Source organism: Pseudomonas sp. S2_B10 (genome assembly GCF_054668425.1).
Genome location: NZ_CP162768.1, coordinates 2,367,921 through 2,385,504, shown reverse-complemented (window position 1 = coordinate 2,385,504; position 17,584 = coordinate 2,367,921). Strand labels below are relative to the sequence as shown.

13 protein-coding genes and 1 pseudogene are annotated in these 17,584 nt (G+C 61.1%); 10 read left to right on the top strand and 4 right to left on the bottom strand.

The features are described from left to right. Positions 1-127: 127 nt before the first annotated feature. The 4 genes from AB4O45_RS10720 to AB4O45_RS10705 form a co-directional block, all read right to left on the bottom strand. Entirely contained in the window at positions 128-1,102 is a 975-nt protein-coding gene (locus AB4O45_RS10720) for a serine/threonine protein kinase (protein WP_056786600.1), read from the bottom strand. 165 nt (positions 1,103-1,267) lie between these two features. Next, positions 1,268-3,169 (bottom strand): PhoX family phosphatase, encoded by a 1,902-nt coding sequence (locus AB4O45_RS10715; RefSeq protein WP_315435767.1) that lies wholly within the window; start codon positions 3,167-3,169, stop codon positions 1,268-1,270. A 70-nt stretch (positions 3,170-3,239) separates the two neighbouring features. Continuing rightward, entirely contained in the window at positions 3,240-4,004 is a 765-nt protein-coding gene (locus AB4O45_RS10710; RefSeq protein ID WP_256808065.1) for a TOBE domain-containing protein, read from the bottom strand. 186 nt (positions 4,005-4,190) lie between these two features. Next, positions 4,191-4,925 carry a ComF family protein gene (locus tag AB4O45_RS10705; RefSeq protein ID WP_256808067.1) on the bottom strand — a complete coding sequence of 245 codons (735 nt, stop codon included), beginning with the start codon at positions 4,923-4,925 and terminating at the stop codon, positions 4,191-4,193. Between the two features lie 91 nt (positions 4,926-5,016). Between AB4O45_RS10705 and bioB the strand changes: the two genes are divergently transcribed. The 10 genes and pseudogenes from bioB to AB4O45_RS10655 all read left to right on the top strand — a co-directional run bounded on the left by bioB (position 5,017) and on the right by AB4O45_RS10655 (position 17,401). Further along, complete coding sequence (gene bioB / locus AB4O45_RS10700; RefSeq protein ID WP_056786610.1) at positions 5,017-6,072, top strand: biotin synthase BioB; 1,056 nt, start codon at positions 5,017-5,019, stop codon at positions 6,070-6,072. Between the two features lie 159 nt (positions 6,073-6,231). Beyond that, the gene (bioF, locus tag AB4O45_RS10695) at positions 6,232-7,410 is read left to right on the top strand and encodes an 8-amino-7-oxononanoate synthase (RefSeq protein WP_423662588.1); all 1,179 of its coding nucleotides are present in this window, start codon (positions 6,232-6,234) and stop codon (positions 7,408-7,410) included. Next, positions 7,403-8,134 carry an alpha/beta fold hydrolase gene (locus tag AB4O45_RS10690; RefSeq protein ID WP_305381643.1) on the top strand — a complete coding sequence of 244 codons (732 nt, stop codon included), beginning with the start codon at positions 7,403-7,405 and terminating at the stop codon, positions 8,132-8,134. Before bioF ends, AB4O45_RS10690 begins: the two co-directional genes overlap by 8 nt. After that, a pseudogene (bioC, locus tag AB4O45_RS10685) lies at positions 8,127-8,935 on the top strand (malonyl-ACP O-methyltransferase BioC). The gene AB4O45_RS10690 and the pseudogene bioC overlap by 8 nt, the downstream one beginning before the upstream one ends. Further along, positions 8,932-9,612: a dethiobiotin synthase gene (gene bioD, locus AB4O45_RS10680; RefSeq protein WP_041476721.1), complete on the top strand. Its 681-nt coding sequence runs from the start codon at positions 8,932-8,934 to the stop codon at positions 9,610-9,612. Before bioC ends, bioD begins: the two are co-directional and overlap by 4 nt. Before the next feature lie 108 nt (positions 9,613-9,720). Continuing rightward, entirely contained in the window at positions 9,721-10,017 is a 297-nt protein-coding gene (locus AB4O45_RS10675) for a hypothetical protein (protein WP_016772865.1), read from the top strand. A gap of 274 nt (positions 10,018-10,291) precedes the next feature. Then, positions 10,292-12,097: a phenylacyl-CoA dehydrogenase gene (locus AB4O45_RS10670; RefSeq protein WP_024014564.1), complete on the top strand. Its 1,806-nt coding sequence runs from the start codon at positions 10,292-10,294 to the stop codon at positions 12,095-12,097. A gap of 191 nt (positions 12,098-12,288) precedes the next feature. Continuing rightward, positions 12,289-13,578: a GGDEF domain-containing protein gene (locus AB4O45_RS10665; RefSeq protein ID WP_039757672.1), complete on the top strand. Its 1,290-nt coding sequence runs from the start codon at positions 12,289-12,291 to the stop codon at positions 13,576-13,578. Between the two features lie 90 nt (positions 13,579-13,668). Further along, the gene (locus AB4O45_RS10660) at positions 13,669-15,465 is read left to right on the top strand and encodes an acyl-CoA dehydrogenase C-terminal domain-containing protein (RefSeq protein WP_460161381.1); all 1,797 of its coding nucleotides are present in this window, start codon (positions 13,669-13,671) and stop codon (positions 15,463-15,465) included. A 157-nt stretch (positions 15,466-15,622) separates the two neighbouring features. After that, positions 15,623-17,401 (top strand): acyl-CoA dehydrogenase C-terminal domain-containing protein, encoded by a 1,779-nt coding sequence (locus AB4O45_RS10655; protein ID WP_041476717.1) that lies wholly within the window; start codon positions 15,623-15,625, stop codon positions 17,399-17,401. Positions 17,402-17,584: the final 183 nt, after the last annotated feature.

The following is a 17,584-nucleotide window of genomic DNA, read 5'->3' as shown; positions in this document are numbered from 1 at the left end:
GGATTGTAAGGAGGTTGTATAGATGTGTCGTGTCAGAAAGCAAAAAGATCGCAGCCTTCGGCAGCTCCTACAGGGATATGCATTCCAAGGTAGGAGCTGCCGAAGGCTGCGATCTTTTGATCTTTTATCAGAAGAGTTTCAGCGGCTCTTCATTCAGTGCCGCCAGCTGCTCACGCAACGCCAGCACCTGGTCGCCCCAATACCGCTCGGTGCCAAACCACGGAAAGCTGTGCGGGAACGCCGGGTCGTCCCAGCGCCGCGCCAGCCAGGCGCTGTAGTGCATCAGGCGCAGGGCGCGCAACGGTTCGATCAGCGCCAATTCGCGCGGGTCGAAATCATGGAATTCGTTGTAGCCGTCCATCAATTCCGATAGCTGCCCGAGACACTCCTGGCGATCGCCGGCAAGCATCATCCAGATGTCCTGCACCGCCGGGCCCATGCGGCAGTCGTCGAGGTCGACGATATGGAACATCTCGTCGCGGCACATCATGTTGCCGGGGTGGCAGTCACCGTGCATGCGGATGTTCTGGTGCGGCGTAGCGGCGTAGACATCTTCGACGCGTTTGAGCAGGTCGCGGGCAACCGACTCGTACGCCGGCAGCAGGCTCTTGGGAATGAAATTGCCTTCGAGCAAAGTGTTCAGCGAGGCATGGCCGAAGTTCTGCACGGCGAGGGCTTCGCGGTGCTTGAACGGCTTGGTACCGCCCACCGCATGCATGCGCCCGAGCAACTGGCCGAGGCGATACAGCTGATCAAGGTTGCCCGGCTCCGGCGCGCGGCCCCCACGGCGCGGGAACAGGGTGAAGCGGAAACCGGCGTGCTCATGCAGGGTTTCACCGTTATGGATCAGCGGCGCTACCACCGGAATGTCGATGTCGGCCAGTTCGAAAGTGAACTGGTGCTCTTCGAGGATGGCCTCGTTGGTCCAGCGCTGCGGACGATAAAACTTGGCAATCAGCGGCTCGGAGTCTTCGATACCGACCTGATAAACACGGTTTTCGTAGCTGTTGAGCGCCAGAATGCGCGCGTCGCTGAGGAAGCCGATGCTTTCAACGGCATCCAGGACGAGATCGGGGGTGAGGGTTTCAAACGGGTGGGCCATGCTGACTCCTGCGCGCAGCAGGCTGCTGCGTCCGGCTCGGCATGGTAGCGCAGATGGCGGCGGCGGAGGTGGTTGGTGTCATTGCTGATGCCATCGCTGGCAAGCCGGCTCCCACAGGTTTTGCGCAAGACCTGTGGGAGCTGGCTTGCCAGCGATGAGGGTTTATCAGGCGCCGACAATCCCGCCGTCTTCGCGCGTAATCGCCATCACCGAAGACCTTGGCTTGCCGTTGGGCAGGTGCTCGGGGAAGGTCGAACCGCCGTTCTCGCCTGGATGCTGGATGCCGACAAACAAGGTTTTCTGATCCGGCGAGAAGCTGATCCCGGTCACTTCGCAACCCACCGGCCCGACCATGAAACGGCGAATCTCACCGGTCGCAGGATCGGCGCAGAGCATCTGGTTGTTGCCCATGCCGGCGAAGTCGCCAGCGTTGCTCGAGTCGCCGTCGGTGAGGATCCACAGGCGTCCGGCCTTGTCGAAACCCAGACCGTCGGGGCTGTTGAACATGTTCTGCGGGGTGATGTTCGATGAGCCACCCTTCGGCGTCCCGGCATGCACGCCCGGGTTGCCGGCGACCACAAACAGATCCCAGGCAAATGTCTTCGAGGCGTGATCGTCGCGGTCGGTGCGCCAGCGCAGAATCTGCCCATAGACGTTCTTCTCGCGCGGGTTCGGCCCGCCCACCGGTTGCCCGTCTTCACCGCGCTTGGCGTTGTTGGTCAGGGTGCAATAAACCTGGCCGTCCTTGGGGCTGACGACGATCCACTCCGGGCGGTCCATGCGTGTTGCGCCAACCACACTGGCGGCAAGGCGCGCGTGGATCAGCACTTCGGCCTGATCGGCAAACCCGCTGCTGGCGTCGATGCCGTTCTTGCCGTGGGTCAGTTCGATCCACTGGCCCTGGCCTTTCGGGTGATCAGGGTTGCCGTCGCCGGCATCGAATTTGGCTACATACAACGTGCCGTGATCGAGGATGTCGCGGTTGGCTTTCTGATTGCGATGGTTGATGCGGTCGCGGCTGACGAATTTGTAAATGAACTCGCCACGCTCGTCGTCGCCCATGTACACCACAGCGCGACCATCGTCGGTCTCGGCGAGTGCGGCGTTTTCATGCTTGAAGCGGCCCAGCGCGGTGCGTTTGACCGGAGTCGATTGCGGATCGAATGGGTCGATCTCGACCACCCAGCCGTGACGGTTGAGCTCGTTGGGGTTCTTGGCCATGTCGAAGCGCGGGTCGTGCGGGTGCCAGTTGATGTCCTTGCTGCTGGCGACAACGCCATAGCGCTTTTGCGCGGCATCGAATTGCTGCTGGGCGTTGCTGCTGCCGAAGCAGTCGGTGAAGTTTTCTTCGCAGGTCAGATAGGTGCCCCACGGCGTCTTGCCGTTGGCGCAGTTCTGGAACGTACCGAGGACTTTTTTGCCGTGCTTGTCGGCGGCGGTTTTCATCAAGTCGTGGCCGCGGGCCGGACCGCTGATGCGCAGCGGCGAGTTGCCGTGGATGCGGCGGTTGTAGCGCGAGCCCTGGACGAATTGCCACTGGCCGTTCTTGCGCTGCACTTCGATCACCGACACGCCTTCGCAGGCCAATGCCTTGCGCACATCCTCAGCTGACTGCGGCATGCCGCCATGCGGATATAGATAGCGATAGTTGGTGTATTCGTTGTTGATTGCCATCAGCGCGCGGTTCTTGTCGTCCGGGAAGGCGAACAGGCTCATGCCGTCGTTGTTGTCGCCGAACTGCACTTCCTGTGCGGCAGCGGTGCCGTTACCGCTCGGGTCGAAGGCTGGGCCGTTCTTGTGCAGCGGCTGGCCCCAACTGATCAGCACCGAAGACTTGTAGCCCTTGGGCAGACTGATGGCGTCGGTGGTCGCTGCCGGGATGCTCTCGAAACCGAGCAGGCGGCTGTTGCCGGCGCTGACACTGGCGGCCATGACGCTGCGGCTCAGCAGGTTGCCGCCGAGGAACATCGCCGCGCCGCACAAGGCACCGGCGCTGATGAAACCGCGACGGCTGAGGCCGACCATTTTTTCCAGATCAGTGGATTGGTTTTCTTCTAATAGGCTCACATCAGGCTCCCTGCTTGGTTATGGGCAACACCTTAATGCGGGTCGATGACGCTTTTGTGGCAAGGGCTAATCAGAGCGGGGTGCCGATCAGCACGTTAGATGGTGCGCATTGCACCTGCACCGGATTGCCGACCTCCAGCCTGTGGTTGCGCAAGTGCAGCGGTTCGGCCAAGGCGCAAAGTGTCTGGCCGTTGGGCAGGGAAATGCGCACCTCGCTGGGACCGTCCTCGGCATCGAGGATCGCTTCGATGGTGCCGCGCAGGACATTGTGTCCGGGCGTTGCCGACTGATCGGCGCCGAGCAACTCAAGCCAGCCAGCCTTGATCAGCGCCATCACTTCGGTACCGACCTGCAATTCCAGATGTACGGTGCTGTCATGGGTGATCTGCGCCTCCAGAGCAATGCCTTCGGCCAGTTCAAGGTGGATCAAGTCATTGCGCCCCTGCGCCTGAATCGCTGCCACCGTGCCATGCAGCTGATTGCGCGCGCTGGTCCTGAGCATCAGGCGCCCGAGCAGGTCGAGATCACTGGCGTCTTCGGCCGCTTCCAGCACCTGCGCCTGCAACGCCTGCAATTTCTGATACAGGCGCAGCACTCGCTCGCCCTCGCTGGACAATCTGGCGCCACCGCCACCCTTGCCGCCCACCACGCGCTCGACCAAGGGTTTCTGCGCCAGGTTGTTCAGCTCATCGATTGCATCCCACGCCGCCTTGTAACTGAGCCCCGCGCTTTTCGCCGCACGGGTGATCGAGCCTTGCTCGGCGATGTGTTGCAGCAGGGCAATGCGCTGCGGGCGGCGGACGATGTGCTGGGACAGCAGGGTGGGCAGGGACATGGCAGAACGCTTCTGGCTCGGGCGATGAAATGGACGTTGGCCACTTGAAGCGCATGAGTCAAGCCTGACGCAAAGCCCCCTGTGGGAGCGAGCCTGCTCGCGAAAGCGGTTTGACCAACAACAGCTTTGTTGAATGTGATGCCCATTCGCGAGCAGGCTCGCTCCCACACGATATCTGTATTCGCTTCAGGTACCGGGCTTCGGCGTACGGGCCAGGCAATACACATCAACCCGCGCCGCACCTGCATTCATCAGCAACCGCGCCAATGCCTGAGCGGTTGCTCCAGTAGTCAGGACGTCGTCAACCAGCGCGCAATGGCGGCCACTGACCTGCGCGTCAGGCGCCAGCGCAAAGGCATTGCGCAAGTTGCGTTTGCGCGCCTTGGCGTCGAGATCCTGCTGGGCGTCGGTGTCCATGACTCGCCTTAGAAGCTGTTCTTCACAGGGCAAATCCAGCGAAACACTCAACCAGCGCGCGAGCATCGCCGCTTGATTGAATCCTCGCCGACGCAGGCGTTTATTCGCCAACGGCACCGGCAGCAGCACATCAGGTCGCGGTAAGTCCTCGGCGAAGCGATGCTGCAGGTATTGGCCGAGAACGTCAGCGAGCAGGTGACCAAACGGCCATTTCGCGTTGTGTTTAAACCGTGTAATCAGACTGTCCACGGGGAAGCCATAAACCCAGGGCACGGCGACCTGTTCGAAGGCCGGAGGCTCTAGCAGGCATTCGCCGCAAGTCAGGCCATCCGCCGCCAGTGGCAAAGCGCAGCTCTGACAATGGCTGCCGAGCCAGGGCAGTTCGGTTTCGCAGGCCTCGCACATTGGCATTTGTGCATCTGCGGGCTCATCGCACAGCAAACAGGTCTGTACGTTTTTTAAACAGATGTAAACCTGCCCTTGGTATTGCGGTTGACAGCGCATCGCTCTTCCTTAAATATGCCGAACATCCGTGTAGCGCCTGTGGGTATTCCGTTTTCCCCAGCGCCAGCCAAGCATAACCAAGGAATTGCCCATGAGCGCGAGCACCACCGCCACCCTGCGTCACGATTGGTCTCTGGCCGAAGTCAAAGCACTCTTCGTACAGCCATTCAACGACTTGCTGTTCCAGGCGCAAACGGTGCACCGCGCACATTTCAACGCCAACCGCGTGCAGGTCTCGACACTGCTGTCGATCAAGACCGGCGCCTGCCCGGAAGACTGCAAGTACTGCCCGCAGTCCGGGCACTACAACACCGGGCTGGAAAAAGAAAAACTGATGGAAGTGCAGAAGGTCCTCGAAGAGGCGGCCCGCGCGAAAGCCATTGGTTCGACGCGGTTCTGCATGGGCGCAGCGTGGAAACATCCGTCGGCCAAAGACATGCCGTATGTGTTGAAGATGGTTGAAGGAGTAAAAGCCCTCGGCCTGGAAACCTGCATGACCCTCGGCCGTCTCGATCAGGAGCAGACTGAAGCGCTGGCCAAGGCCGGTCTCGATTACTACAACCACAACCTCGACACCTCGCCGGAGTTCTACGGCAGCATCATCACCACCCGCACTTACAGCGAGCGCCTGCAGACGCTGGCCTATGTGCGCGAGTCGGGAATGAAAATCTGCTCCGGCGGCATTCTCGGCATGGGCGAATCGCTGGACGATCGCGCCAATCTGCTGATCCAGTTGGCCAACCTGCCGGAGCACCCGGAATCGGTGCCGATCAACATGCTGGTAAAAGTCGCCGGCACGCCGCTGGAAAACGCCGAAGACATCGACCCGTTCGACTTCATCCGCATGCTCGCCGTCGCGCGCATCCTCATGCCGCAATCCCACGTGCGCCTGTCCGCCGGTCGCGAAGCGATGAACGAGCAGATGCAGGCCCTGGCATTTTTCGCTGGCGCCAACTCGATTTTCTACGGCGACAAATTGCTCACCACCGCCAACCCGCAGGCGGACAAGGACATGCAATTGTTCGCGCGCCTCGGTATCCAGCCGGAGGCTCGCGAAGAGCACGCGGATGAAGTGCACCAAGCGGCGATCGAGCAGGCGCTGGTGGAGCAGAAGAGCAGCGAGCAGTTCTATAACGCTGCCATCTAAAAGCTGCACGGATTGCGCTGAAGGAATGCAAAACCCCTGTGGGAGCGAGCCTGCTCGCGAAAGCGGTTTGGCCGCGAATATCCATGTTGGATGTGACGCCCATTCGCGAGCAGGCTCGCTCCCACAGGGGATCTGTGTCATTTGAAAATCGAGGCCTGCATGTCATTCGATCTCGCCGCACGCCTTGCTGCCCGCCGTGCCGACAACCTCTACCGCCACCGCCCGCTGCTCGACTCGCCGCAAGGCCCGCAAGTCGTGGTCGACGGCCAACCGCTGCTCGCTTTCTGCAACAACGATTATCTGGGCCTGGCCAATCATCCGCAGGTGATCGAAGCCTGGCGCGCCGGTGCCGAGCGCTGGGGGGTCGGCGGTGGCGCGTCGCATCTGGTGATCGGCCACAGCAGCCCGCATCACGCACTGGAAGAAGCACTCGCCGATCTGACCGGGCGCCCACGTGCACTGCTGTTCACCACCGGCTACATGGCCAACCTCGGCGCGGTCACCGCGCTGGTCGGGCAGGGCGATACGGTGCTCGAAGACCGGCTCAATCACGCTTCGTTGCTGGACGCGGGCCTGTTGTCCGGCGCGCGTTTCAATCGCTATCTGCACAACGACGCCGAAAGCCTGGGCAAACGCCTGGAGAAAGCCACCGGCAACACGCTGGTGGTCACCGACGGTGTGTTCAGCATGGACGGTGACATCGCCGACCTGCCGGCGCTGGCCCGCGCGGCCAAGGCCAAAGGCGCGTGGCTCATGGTCGACGATGCGCATGGCTTCGGCCCGCTGGGCGCCAACGGCGGCGGTATTGTCGAGCATTTCGGCTTGAGTCAGGACGATGTGCCGGTGCTGGTCGGCACCCTCGGCAAAGCCTTCGGCACCGCCGGGGCCTTTGTCGCTGGCAGCGAAGAGTTGATCGAAAGCCTGATCCAGTTCGCCCGCCCGTACATCTACACCACCAGCCAACCGCCGGCGCTGGCCTGCGCGACGCTGAAAAGCCTCGAGCTGTTGCGCAGTGAACACTGGCGCCGTGAGCATTTGCAGACACTGGTCCGCCAGTTCCGCCACGGCGCCGAGCAGATCGGGCTGGAGCTGATGGACAGCTTCACGCCGATCCAGCCGATCATGATCGGCGATGCCGGACGCGCGGTGCGACTGTCACAAATGCTCCGCGAGCGCGGCTTGATGGTGACCGCAATTCGCCCACCGACCGTGCCGGCCGGCAGCGCGCGGTTGCGCGTCACTCTGACCGCCGCCCACAGCGAGGCACAGGTGCAACAGTTGCTGGAAGGGTTGGCAGATTGCTTCGCCCGATTGTCGTTGGAGCCAAGCCATGCGTAATCGTCTGATCCTGCTGCCCGGCTGGGGCCTCGGCGTGTCGCCGCTGGAACCGCTGGCCGCAGCATTGCGCGGCCTCGACGAACATCTGCAAGTCGAGATCGAACCGCTGCCGGAGCTGGACTCCGCTGACCTTGAAGACTGGCTCGACGAACTCGATGCGCGCATTCCGCAGGAAGTCTGGCTTGGTGGCTGGTCGCTGGGCGGCATGCTCGCCAGCGAACTGGCGGCACGACGCGGCGAGGCGTGCTGCGGGCTGCTGACGCTGGCGAGCAACCCTGCGTTTGTCGCCCATGAGCAGTGGCCGAGCGCGATGCCTGGCGAGACCTTCGATGCGTTTCTTGCCGGTTGTCAGGCCGACCCGCGTACCACGCTCAAGCGCTTCTCTCTTTTATGTGCGCAAGGTTCGCCAGATCCGCGTGGCTTGTCGCGCTTGCTGCTCGCTGGCGCGCCGGCAACCGCGCCGGCCGCGCTGATGGCAGGTCTGGAGCTACTCGCGCAGCTGGACACACGCCAGGCGTTGCAGGCGTTTCGCGGGCCGCAGTTTCATCTGTTCGGCGGGCAGGACGCGCTGGTTCCGGCGGAAGCGGCCGGCGCATTGTTCGCGCTTTTGCCGGATATCGAAATTGGTCTGATCGAACAGGCCAGCCATGCTTTCCTGCTGGAAGACCCGCATGGAGTCGCGGGCGCGATCCAGGCTTTTCTACATGAGTGCGCTGATGACTGATCTGTCCCTTGTGCTGCCTGAGGGCTTGCCCGACAAGCGCCAGGTGGCGGCGTCTTTTCCCGCGCTGCGGCCAGTTACGACAGTGTCGCGGAGTTTCAGCGTGACGTCGGCACACAGTTGCTCGGGCGCTTGCCAGCGAGTTTCACGCCGTCGCGTTGGCTTGATCTCGGTTGCGGCACCGGCTACTTCACCCGCGCGCTGGCCTCGCGTTTCACCCAGGGCAGCGGTGTCGCGCTGGACATCGCCGAGGGCATGCTCAATCACGCACGGCCGCTGGGTGGCGCTGAGCATTTCATTGCTGGCGATGCCGAAAGGCTGCCGTTGCAGGACGCGAGCTTTGATCTAATTTTCTCCAGCCTTGCAGTGCAGTGGTGCGCCGACTTCGAGGCGGTGCTCAGCGAAGCCTTGCGCGTACTTAAACCGGGGGGGATTTTTGCGTTTGCTAGTCTCTGTACAGGGACGCTGTTCGAGTTGCGTGAGAGTTGGCAGCAGGTCGACGGGCTGGTGCACGTCAATCGCTTCCGCGCCTTCGCCCGCTATGAACAGTTATGTGCCGGCAGTGGCATGCGCATTTTGGCGCTGCAGAATCAGCCGCACGTGTTGCATTACCCGGATGTGCGCAGCCTGACTCATGAGTTGAAAGCGCTGGGCGCACACAATCTGAATCCCGGCCGGCCGGGCGGTTTGACCGGACGGGCGCGGATTCTCGGGCTGATCGACGCGTATGAGCGGTTCCGTCAGGCGTCGGGGCTGCCGGCAACGTATCAGGTGGTATACGCCGTGTTGGAGAAACCTCTATGAGCGCAGCCTATTTCGTCACCGGTACCGACACCGATGTCGGAAAGACCACCGTTGCTGCCGGATTGCTCCATGCGGCGCGGTCGGCAGGCTTGAGCACGGCGGCGGGCAAACCGGTGGCATCGGGTTGCGACGTCACGCCCAAGGGCTTGCGCAATTCCGACGCCCTGGCGCTGCTGGCCGAATGTTCGTTGCCGCTGACTTATCAACAGGTCAACCCGGTGGCGTTCGAGCCAGCGATCGCTCCGCATCTGGCGGCGCGCGAAGCAGGAGTGGCGCTGACGGTGCAATCGCTGCTGGCGCCGATGCGCGGGATTCTGGCGATGAACGCCGATTTCACCCTGATCGAAGGCGCGGGCGGCTGGCGGGTGCCGTTGGCGGATCAGGACAATCTCTCGGACCTGGCGATTGCACTGAAGCTGCCAGTGATTCTGGTGGTGGGCGTAAGGTTGGGCTGTATCAGTCATGCGTTGCTAACCGCCGAGGCTATTGCCCGGGATGGTCTGCAATTGGCGGGGTGGGTGGCGAATATCATCGATCCGAAAACTTCGCGGCTGGAGGAAAACCTTGCGACCCTGGCCGAGCGCATCCCCGCGCCGTGCCTGGGGCGGGTGCCGAAACTCAAGGCGTTGAGCGCCGAAGCGGTGGCCGAGCATTTGCAACTGGATTTGCTCGATTAAGTTTCTCGCTATGAACAGGCACTGTGCCATTAGTGTTTTTGACGGGTGTTTTGCTGGCGCGTCTGCTTCAATGGCGAGCATTGATCCTTTGCAAGGATGAGAGTGACTATGGAAATCTCCGGTAACACAGCTTTTTATGCGGGGCTGAGCTCGATTCAGTCCGGGCAGAACCGCGTCGATCAGGCTGCCAGCCAGATCGCCAACAACACTATCGAACGTTCGGTGACCAGCCAGTCGTCCGAAGTGCAGGTCAATCGCCTGCGCGGTGTGGATCGCGCACAAGAATCGGATCTGGCGAGCAATATCGTCGAGCTGTCGCAGGGCAAGATCCAGGCAGAGTTGGGTGTGAAGGTGGCCAAGGCATCCGACGAAGTGCTCGGGACGATCATCGATACTTTCGCCTGATTGAGTTTGTTGTAGACCCCGAAACGCCGCGCCCTGTCGCGGCGTTTTTCGTTTAAGTCCTTCTTGCTCAACTAATCTTTTTACAACGCCCGTGGCTTACGTGAAGTCGCGGCGATTTCTCGTCTCCGGCATTTGGAGAGCGTGATGACGAACGGCAAAAGATCGATGCTTGACAAGATTTCGGCGTAAACGTATGTTTCAAACAACTGTTTGACCGTCACAACAATTCAACACGGTCGTTCATTCCCGGTTACATCAGCAGAGGTTTATCGCTATGCCTGACTACAAGGCCCCCTTGCGTGATATTCGCTTCGTTCGTGACGAACTGCTCGGCTACGAAGCGCACTATCAGAGCCTGCCAGCGTGCGCAGACGCCACGCCGGACATGGTTGACGCCATCCTCGAGGAAGGCGCCAAGTTTTGTGAGCAGGTACTGGCGCCGCTGAACCGCGTGGGCGACATCGAAGGCTGCACCTGGAGCGAGTCCGGCGTGAAAACCCCGACTGGCTTCAAAGAGGCGTACAAGCAATTCGTCGAAGGCGGCTGGCCAAGCCTGGCGCACGACGTCGAGCACGGCGGTCAGGGTCTGCCTGAGTCGCTGGGCTTGGCAGTGAGCGAAATGGTTGGCGAAGCCAACTGGTCGTGGGGCATGTACCCAGGTCTGTCGCACGGTGCGATGAATACCATCTCCGAGCACGGCACCCCAGAGCAGCAGGAAGCCTATCTGACCAAACTGGTCTCCGGCGAATGGACCGGCACCATGTGCCTGACCGAACCGCACTGCGGCACCGACCTGGGCATGCTGCGCACCAAGGCCGAGCCTCAGGCCGACGGTTCCTACAAAGTTTCCGGCACCAAGATCTTCATCTCGGCCGGTGAACACGACATGGCCGACAACATCGTCCACATCGTATTGGCGCGTCTGCCCGATGCTCCGGCTGGCACGAAAGGCATCTCGCTGTTCATCGTTCCAAAGTTCCTGCCAAACGCCGATGGCACCATTGGCGCGCGCAACGCAGTGAGCTGCGGTTCGCTGGAACACAAGATGGGCATCCACGGCAACGCCACTTGCGTGATGAACTTCGACGGCGCCACCGGTTACCTGATCGGCCCGGCGAACAAAGGTCTGAACTGCATGTTCACCTTTATGAACACCGCTCGCCTCGGTACCGCACTGCAAGGTCTGGCTCACGCCGAAATCGGCTTCCAGGGCGGTCTGAAATACGCTCGTGATCGCCTGCAAATGCGCTCGCTGACTGGCCCGAAAGCGCCGGACAAAGCCGCTGACCCGATCATCGTCCACCCGGACGTGCGCCGCATGCTGTTGACCATGAAGGCGTTCGCCGAAGGCAACCGCGCGATGGTCTACTTCACTGCTAAGCAGGTCGACATCGTCAAATACGGCGTCGATGAAGAAGAGAAGAAGAAGGCCGACGCACTGCTGGCGTTCATGACCCCGATCGCCAAAGCGTTCATGACCGAAGTCGGTTTCGAAGCCGCCAACCACGGCGTGCAGATCTACGGCGGCCACGGTTTCATCGCCGAGTGGGGCATGGAGCAGAACGTTCGCGACAGCCGCATTTCGATGCTGTACGAAGGCACCACCGGCATCCAGGCCCTCGACCTGCTCGGCCGCAAAGTGCTGATGACTCAAGGCGAGGCTCTGAAAGGCTTCACCAAGATCGTCCACAAGTTCTGCCAGACCAACGAAGGCAACGAAGCCGTCCAGGAATTCGTCGCGCCGCTGGCTGCACTGAACAAGGAATGGGGCGAGCTGACCATGAAGGTCGGTATGGCTGCCATGAAAGATCGCGAAGAAGTCGGCGCGGCCTCCGTGGATTACCTGATGTACTCCGGTTATGCCTGCCTGGCCTACTTCTGGGCAGACATGGCACGTCTGGCTGCGGAAAAACTGGCTGCCGGCACCAGCGACGAGGCGTTCTACACCGCCAAGCTGCAAACCGCGCGCTTCTACTTCCAGCGCATCCTGCCGCGTACCCGTACGCACGTGGCCACTATGCTGTCGGGTGCTGGCAACCTGATGGACATGAAAGAAGAAGACTTCGCACTGGGCTACTAAGCCTTAACGCAGTCTGACGAAAACCGCTGCTCCCGTTAGGGGGCAGCGGTTTTTTTGTTTGCGGATCGCTCAGATAGTCGAGCTTCCGGCCGTTACAGAGACCGTGTGTGATCTGGATCACATTGTATGGGCTTGGCCGCACTTTGCAGGCACAATGCCATCTCTTTGCTATGACGGGTCGGAGCTTACCCTTGCCGCGTTCTTCCGCTGTACGTTTCAGCCATTTCCTGCCATCACTGCTGTTATTGCTTGCGGGGCTGGCGGCTGCGTACGTCAAAGACCTCAGCGTATTCTTCACGTCACTGTTCAACGTCCTGCCGACATTGGTTCTGCTCCTCGGTGGCGCGTATTGCGCGGTGTACCGACGTCAGCGCGAACTGTTTCTGATGCTGACGGTGTACATCGCCTACTTTCTGCTGGACACCCAGACAGATTTCTACCGCGACAACGGCAAGGTCCGCGAAGACGCTGCGGTGGTGTTTCATCTGGTCTGCCTGTTGTTGCCGCTGTTGTTCGGGCTGTTCGCCGCATGGCAGGAACGTACCCATCTGTTTCAGGACATGGTCGCGCGCTTTGCCGTGCTGCTGGCATTTGGCAGCGTGGCGCTGGGACTGGAGCAAAGTTACCCACAGGCGCTGCTGCTGTGGTTGTCGGAGATCCGCTGGCCGGCGCTGCATGGGGCATGGATGAGTCTCATCCAGTTGTCCTATCCGGTGTTCATCTCGGCCTTCCTGCTTCTGGCCTGGCAATACTGGCGCAACCCGCGCCCGTTGCACGCGGCGCAACTGGTTGGCTTGCTCGGTGTGTTCTGGATGCTGCCGAAGACCTTCATTCTGCCGTTCACCCTGAACATCATGTGCAGCCAGGTGATGCTGATGATCGCCGCCGCCGTTGCGCATGAGGCTTACCAAATGGCCTTCCGCGACGAGCTCACCGGCCTGCCGGGACGACGTGCGCTCAACGAACGTATGCAGCGACTGGGGCGCAACTATGTGCTGGCGATGAGCGACGTCGATCATTTCAAGAAATTCAACGACACCCATGGCCACGATGTCGGTGACCAGGTGCTGCGCCTGGTCGCCAGCAAACTGTCGAAAATCAGCGGTGGCGGTAGGGCGTATCGCTACGGCGGTGAGGAATTTGCCTTGGTGTTCGCAGGCAAGACCCTTGAGGAGTGCATGCCGCACCTGGAAGTGATCCGTGAATCGATTGCGTCTTACAGCATTCAGTTACGCAACCAGGAAAACCGCCCGCAGGATGATCAGCAAGGTCGCCAGCGCCGTAGCGGTTCTGGGGCTTCGGCGGTGTCGGTGACGGTGAGTATCGGCGTCGCCGAACGTGTCGAGCAGCGCACCCCTGAAGAAGTGCTCAAGTCCGCCGACCAGGCGTTGTACAGCGCCAAGGGCGCCGGGCGTAACTGCGTCATGGCGTTCGGGCAGAACCGCCGTGGCGCGGTGCGCATGGACGCTGCTGCGGGTTGAGTGATGACGGCGCATTCAGCGCCTGCACAGTGATTGTCGCGCGTGGTGGCCAGCAGTAGGTTGAACAAATCTGCTGACGGAGAAGCCACCATGCCCGAGTACAAAGCTCCCCTGCGCGACATGCGCTTTCTGATCGATCACGTCTTCGACTTCCACTCCAGCTACGCCAGTCTCGGCGCGCATGACGCCAGCCCGGACATGATCAGCGCGATCCTCGAAGAAGGCGCGAAGTTCTGCGAGAACGTTCTGGCACCGCTCAATCGCAGCGGCGACGAAGAGGGCTGCCATTTCGACAACGGCGTGGTGACAACGCCTACAGGCTTCAAGCAGGCCTTCGCACAATATGTCGAGGGCGGCTGGCACGGTTTGGCGGCTGATCCGGCTTACGGTGGCCAAGGGTTGCCGAGTTCGCTGGGGCTGGTGATCAGCGAGATGGTCGGCTCCAGCAACACGTCCTGGGGCATGTACCCCGGCCTGACCCACGGCGCGATGTCGGCGATCCACGCCCACGGCACCGCCGAGCAGAAAGACACCTACCTGAGCAAACTCACCGCTGGCCAGTGGACCGGCACCATGTGCCTGACCGAAGCGCACTGCGGCACTGATCTGGGCATCATCAAGACTCGCGCGGTGCCCCGGGCCGACGGCAGCTACGCGATCACCGGCAGCAAGATTTTCATCTCCGCTGGTGAGCATGACCTGAGCGACAACATCATCCATCTGGTCCTGGCGAAGCTGCCGGACGCACCGGCCGGAACCAAGGGCATTTCACTGTTTATCGTGCCCAAGTTTCTGCCCGATGCAGCAGGCGAAGCGGGTGAGCGCAACGGCGTTTCCTGTGGCTCGATCGAGCACAAGATGGGCATCAAGGCTTCTGCTACGTGCGTGCTGAATTTCGATGCCGCCACGGGTTACTTGATCGGCGAGCCGAACAAGGGCCTCAACTGCATGTTCACCATGATGAACCATGCGCGGCTTGGTACTGGCATGCAGGGGCTGTGTCTGGGCGAGGCGAGTTTTCAGGGCGCGATCAAGTACGCCAATGACCGCCTGCAGATGCGCGCCCTGACCGGTGCCAAATCGCCGGAAAAACCTGCCGACCCGATCATCGTTCACCCCGATGTGCGACGCATGTTGCTGACCATGAAAGCCTTCAACGAAGGCAACCGCGCGCTGACCTATTTCACCGCGCAGATGCTTGATGTTGCGCACCTGAGCAGCGATGCCGATGCGCGTCAGGAGGCCGAAGACCTGCTGGCGTTGCTCACGCCGATCTGCAAGGCGTTCATGACCGACACCGGGCTGGAAGTGACCAATCACGGCATGCAGGTATTCGGCGGCCACGGCTTCATTCGTGAGTGGGGCATGGAGCAACTGGTGCGCGATTGCCGGATTGCGCCGATCTACGAAGGCACCAATGGCATTCAGGCGCTCGACCTGCTCGGGCGCAAGGTGCTGGGCAGTCAGGGCAAGCTGCTGCGCGGCTTTACCAAAATCGTCCACAAGTTCTGCGCAGCGAACGCCGAACATGCGCAGCTGGGCCGCTTCGTCGCGCAACTCAACGGGCTCAACCAACAGTGGGGCGACCTGACCATGAAGGTCGGCATGGCGGCCATGAAGAACCCGGACGAAGTCGGTGCTGCGTCGGTGGATTATCTGATGTACAGCGGCTACATCATCCTGGGCTACCTGTGGCTGCGCATGGCGTTGGTTGCTCAGGCACAGCTGGAGGCGGGCGAGGGTGAGGCTGATTTCCTCAAGGGCAAACTGGCGACGTGCGAGTTCTACTTCAAGCGCTTGCTGCCGCGTACGGCTGCGCATCAGGCGGCGATCGAGGCGGGGAGTGATTGTTTGATGAATCTGCCGGCGCAGGCGTTTGCTTTGTAGAGCAGATCGAAAGATCGCGGCGATCTTTTTCCGGTGACCAAAAATAACAAATCAGTCACCGGTTGACCCTATGTGTCGCAAAAGTTGTTGAGGTACACTCCGGATCAACGAAAACATCATTCCACGAACCACCTGTTTAGATCTTGCGAGGTTTGCCATGGCTGACTACAAAGCGCCGCTGCGCGATATGCGCTTCGTCCTCAATGAAGTGTTCGAAGTCGCCAAACTCTGGGCCGAGCTGCCGGCGCTGGCCGAGACCGTCGACGCCGAAACCGTTGAAGCGATTCTCGAAGAGGCCGGCAAGGTCACCAGCAAAAGCATCGCGCCACTGAGCCGTGCCGCTGACGAGGAAGGTTGCCATTGGGCGGACGGTGCCGTCACCACCCCGGCCGGTTTCCCACAGGCTTATCAGACTTATGCCGAAGGCGGCTGGGTCGGCGTCGGCGGTGATCCGGCCTACGGCGGCATGGGCATGCCCAAAGCCGTGTCGGCGCAGGTCGAAGAAATGGTCAACTCCGCCAGCCTCGCGTTCGGTCTGTACCCGATGCTGACCGCCGGCGCCTGCCTGTCGATCAATGCCCATGCCAGCGAAGAACTGAAAGCTGCGTACCTGCCGAACATGTACGCCGGCATCTGGGCCGGTTCCATGTGCCTGACCGAGCCGCACGCGGGCACCGATCTGGGGATCATTCGCACCAAAGCCGAACCTCAGGCCGACGGTTCCTACAAGGTCAGCGGCACCAAGATCTTCATCACCGGCGGCGAGCACGACCTCACCGAGAACATCATTCATCTGGTACTGGCCAAGCTGCCTGATGCGCCGGCCGGTCCAAAAGGTATTTCGCTGTTCCTGGTGCCGAAGTTCATGGTCAATGCCGACGGCAGCCTCGGTGCGCGTAACCCGGCCAACTGCGGTTCGATCGAGCACAAGATGGGCATTCAGGCCTCGGCGACCTGCGTGATGAACTTCGACGAAGCCGTGGGTTATTTGGTCGGCGAGCCGAACAAAGGCCTGGCGGCGATGTTCACCATGATGAACTACGAGCGCCTGGGTGTTGGTATTCAAGGCCTGGCCACGGGCGAGCGCTCTTATCAGAACGCTGTTGAATACGCGCGCGATCGTCTGCAGAGTCGTTCGCCGACCGGTGCGCAGAACAAGGACAAAGTCGCTGACCCGATCATTGTTCACCCGGACGTGCGGCGCATGCTGCTGACCATGAAAGCCTCGAACGAAGGCGGCCGTGCGTTCTCCACGTATGTAGCGATGCAACTGGACACCGCCAAGTTCAGTGAAGACGCGACCACCCGCAAGCGCGCGGAAGATCTGGTGGCGTTGCTGACGCCGGTGGCGAAAGCCTTCCTGACCGACCTGGGTCTGGAAACCACTGTCCACGGCCAGCAGATTTTCGGCGGCCACGGCTACATCCGCGAGTGGGGCCAGGAGCAACTGGTGCGTGATGTGCGCATCACCCAGATCTACGAAGGCACCAACGGTATTCAGGCGCTGGATCTGGTCGGGCGCAAGATCGTTGGCAGTGGCGGCGCGTTCTACCAGCTGTTCGCTGACGAGATCCGCCATTTCACCGCAACCGCCAGTGCTGATCTGGGCGAGTTCACCAAACCGCTGAACGATGCCGTCGACACCCTCGACGAGCTGACCGCTTGGCTGCTGGACCGGGCGAAAAACAATCCGAACGAAATCGGCGCGGCCTCGGTCGAATATTTGCAAGCGTTCGGCTACACCGCTTACGCCTACATGTGGGCGTTGATGGCCAAAGCCGCGCTGGGCAAGGAAGCGCAGGAGGATTTCTATGCGAGCAAGCTGGGCACCGCGCGCTTCTATTTCGCCCGTCTGCTGCCGCGTATCCACTCGTTGAGCGCGTCGGTCAAGGCCGGTAGCGAGTCGCTGTTCCTGCTGGATGCGGCGCAGTTTTGATCCTGTAGACGTCATGTAAGCATTTGCTTACGTGACGTGCTGCTGTTCTCCCATATCAGTATATTGGATCCACGGCTAATCTACATTTCATGGACGTCGCGCAGGAAGCGCAAAGTAAACAACACGGACACGTAGGATTCTGCCAGGGTGGCGGAGTGAAATGGATGTCAGGGAAACAGTCTG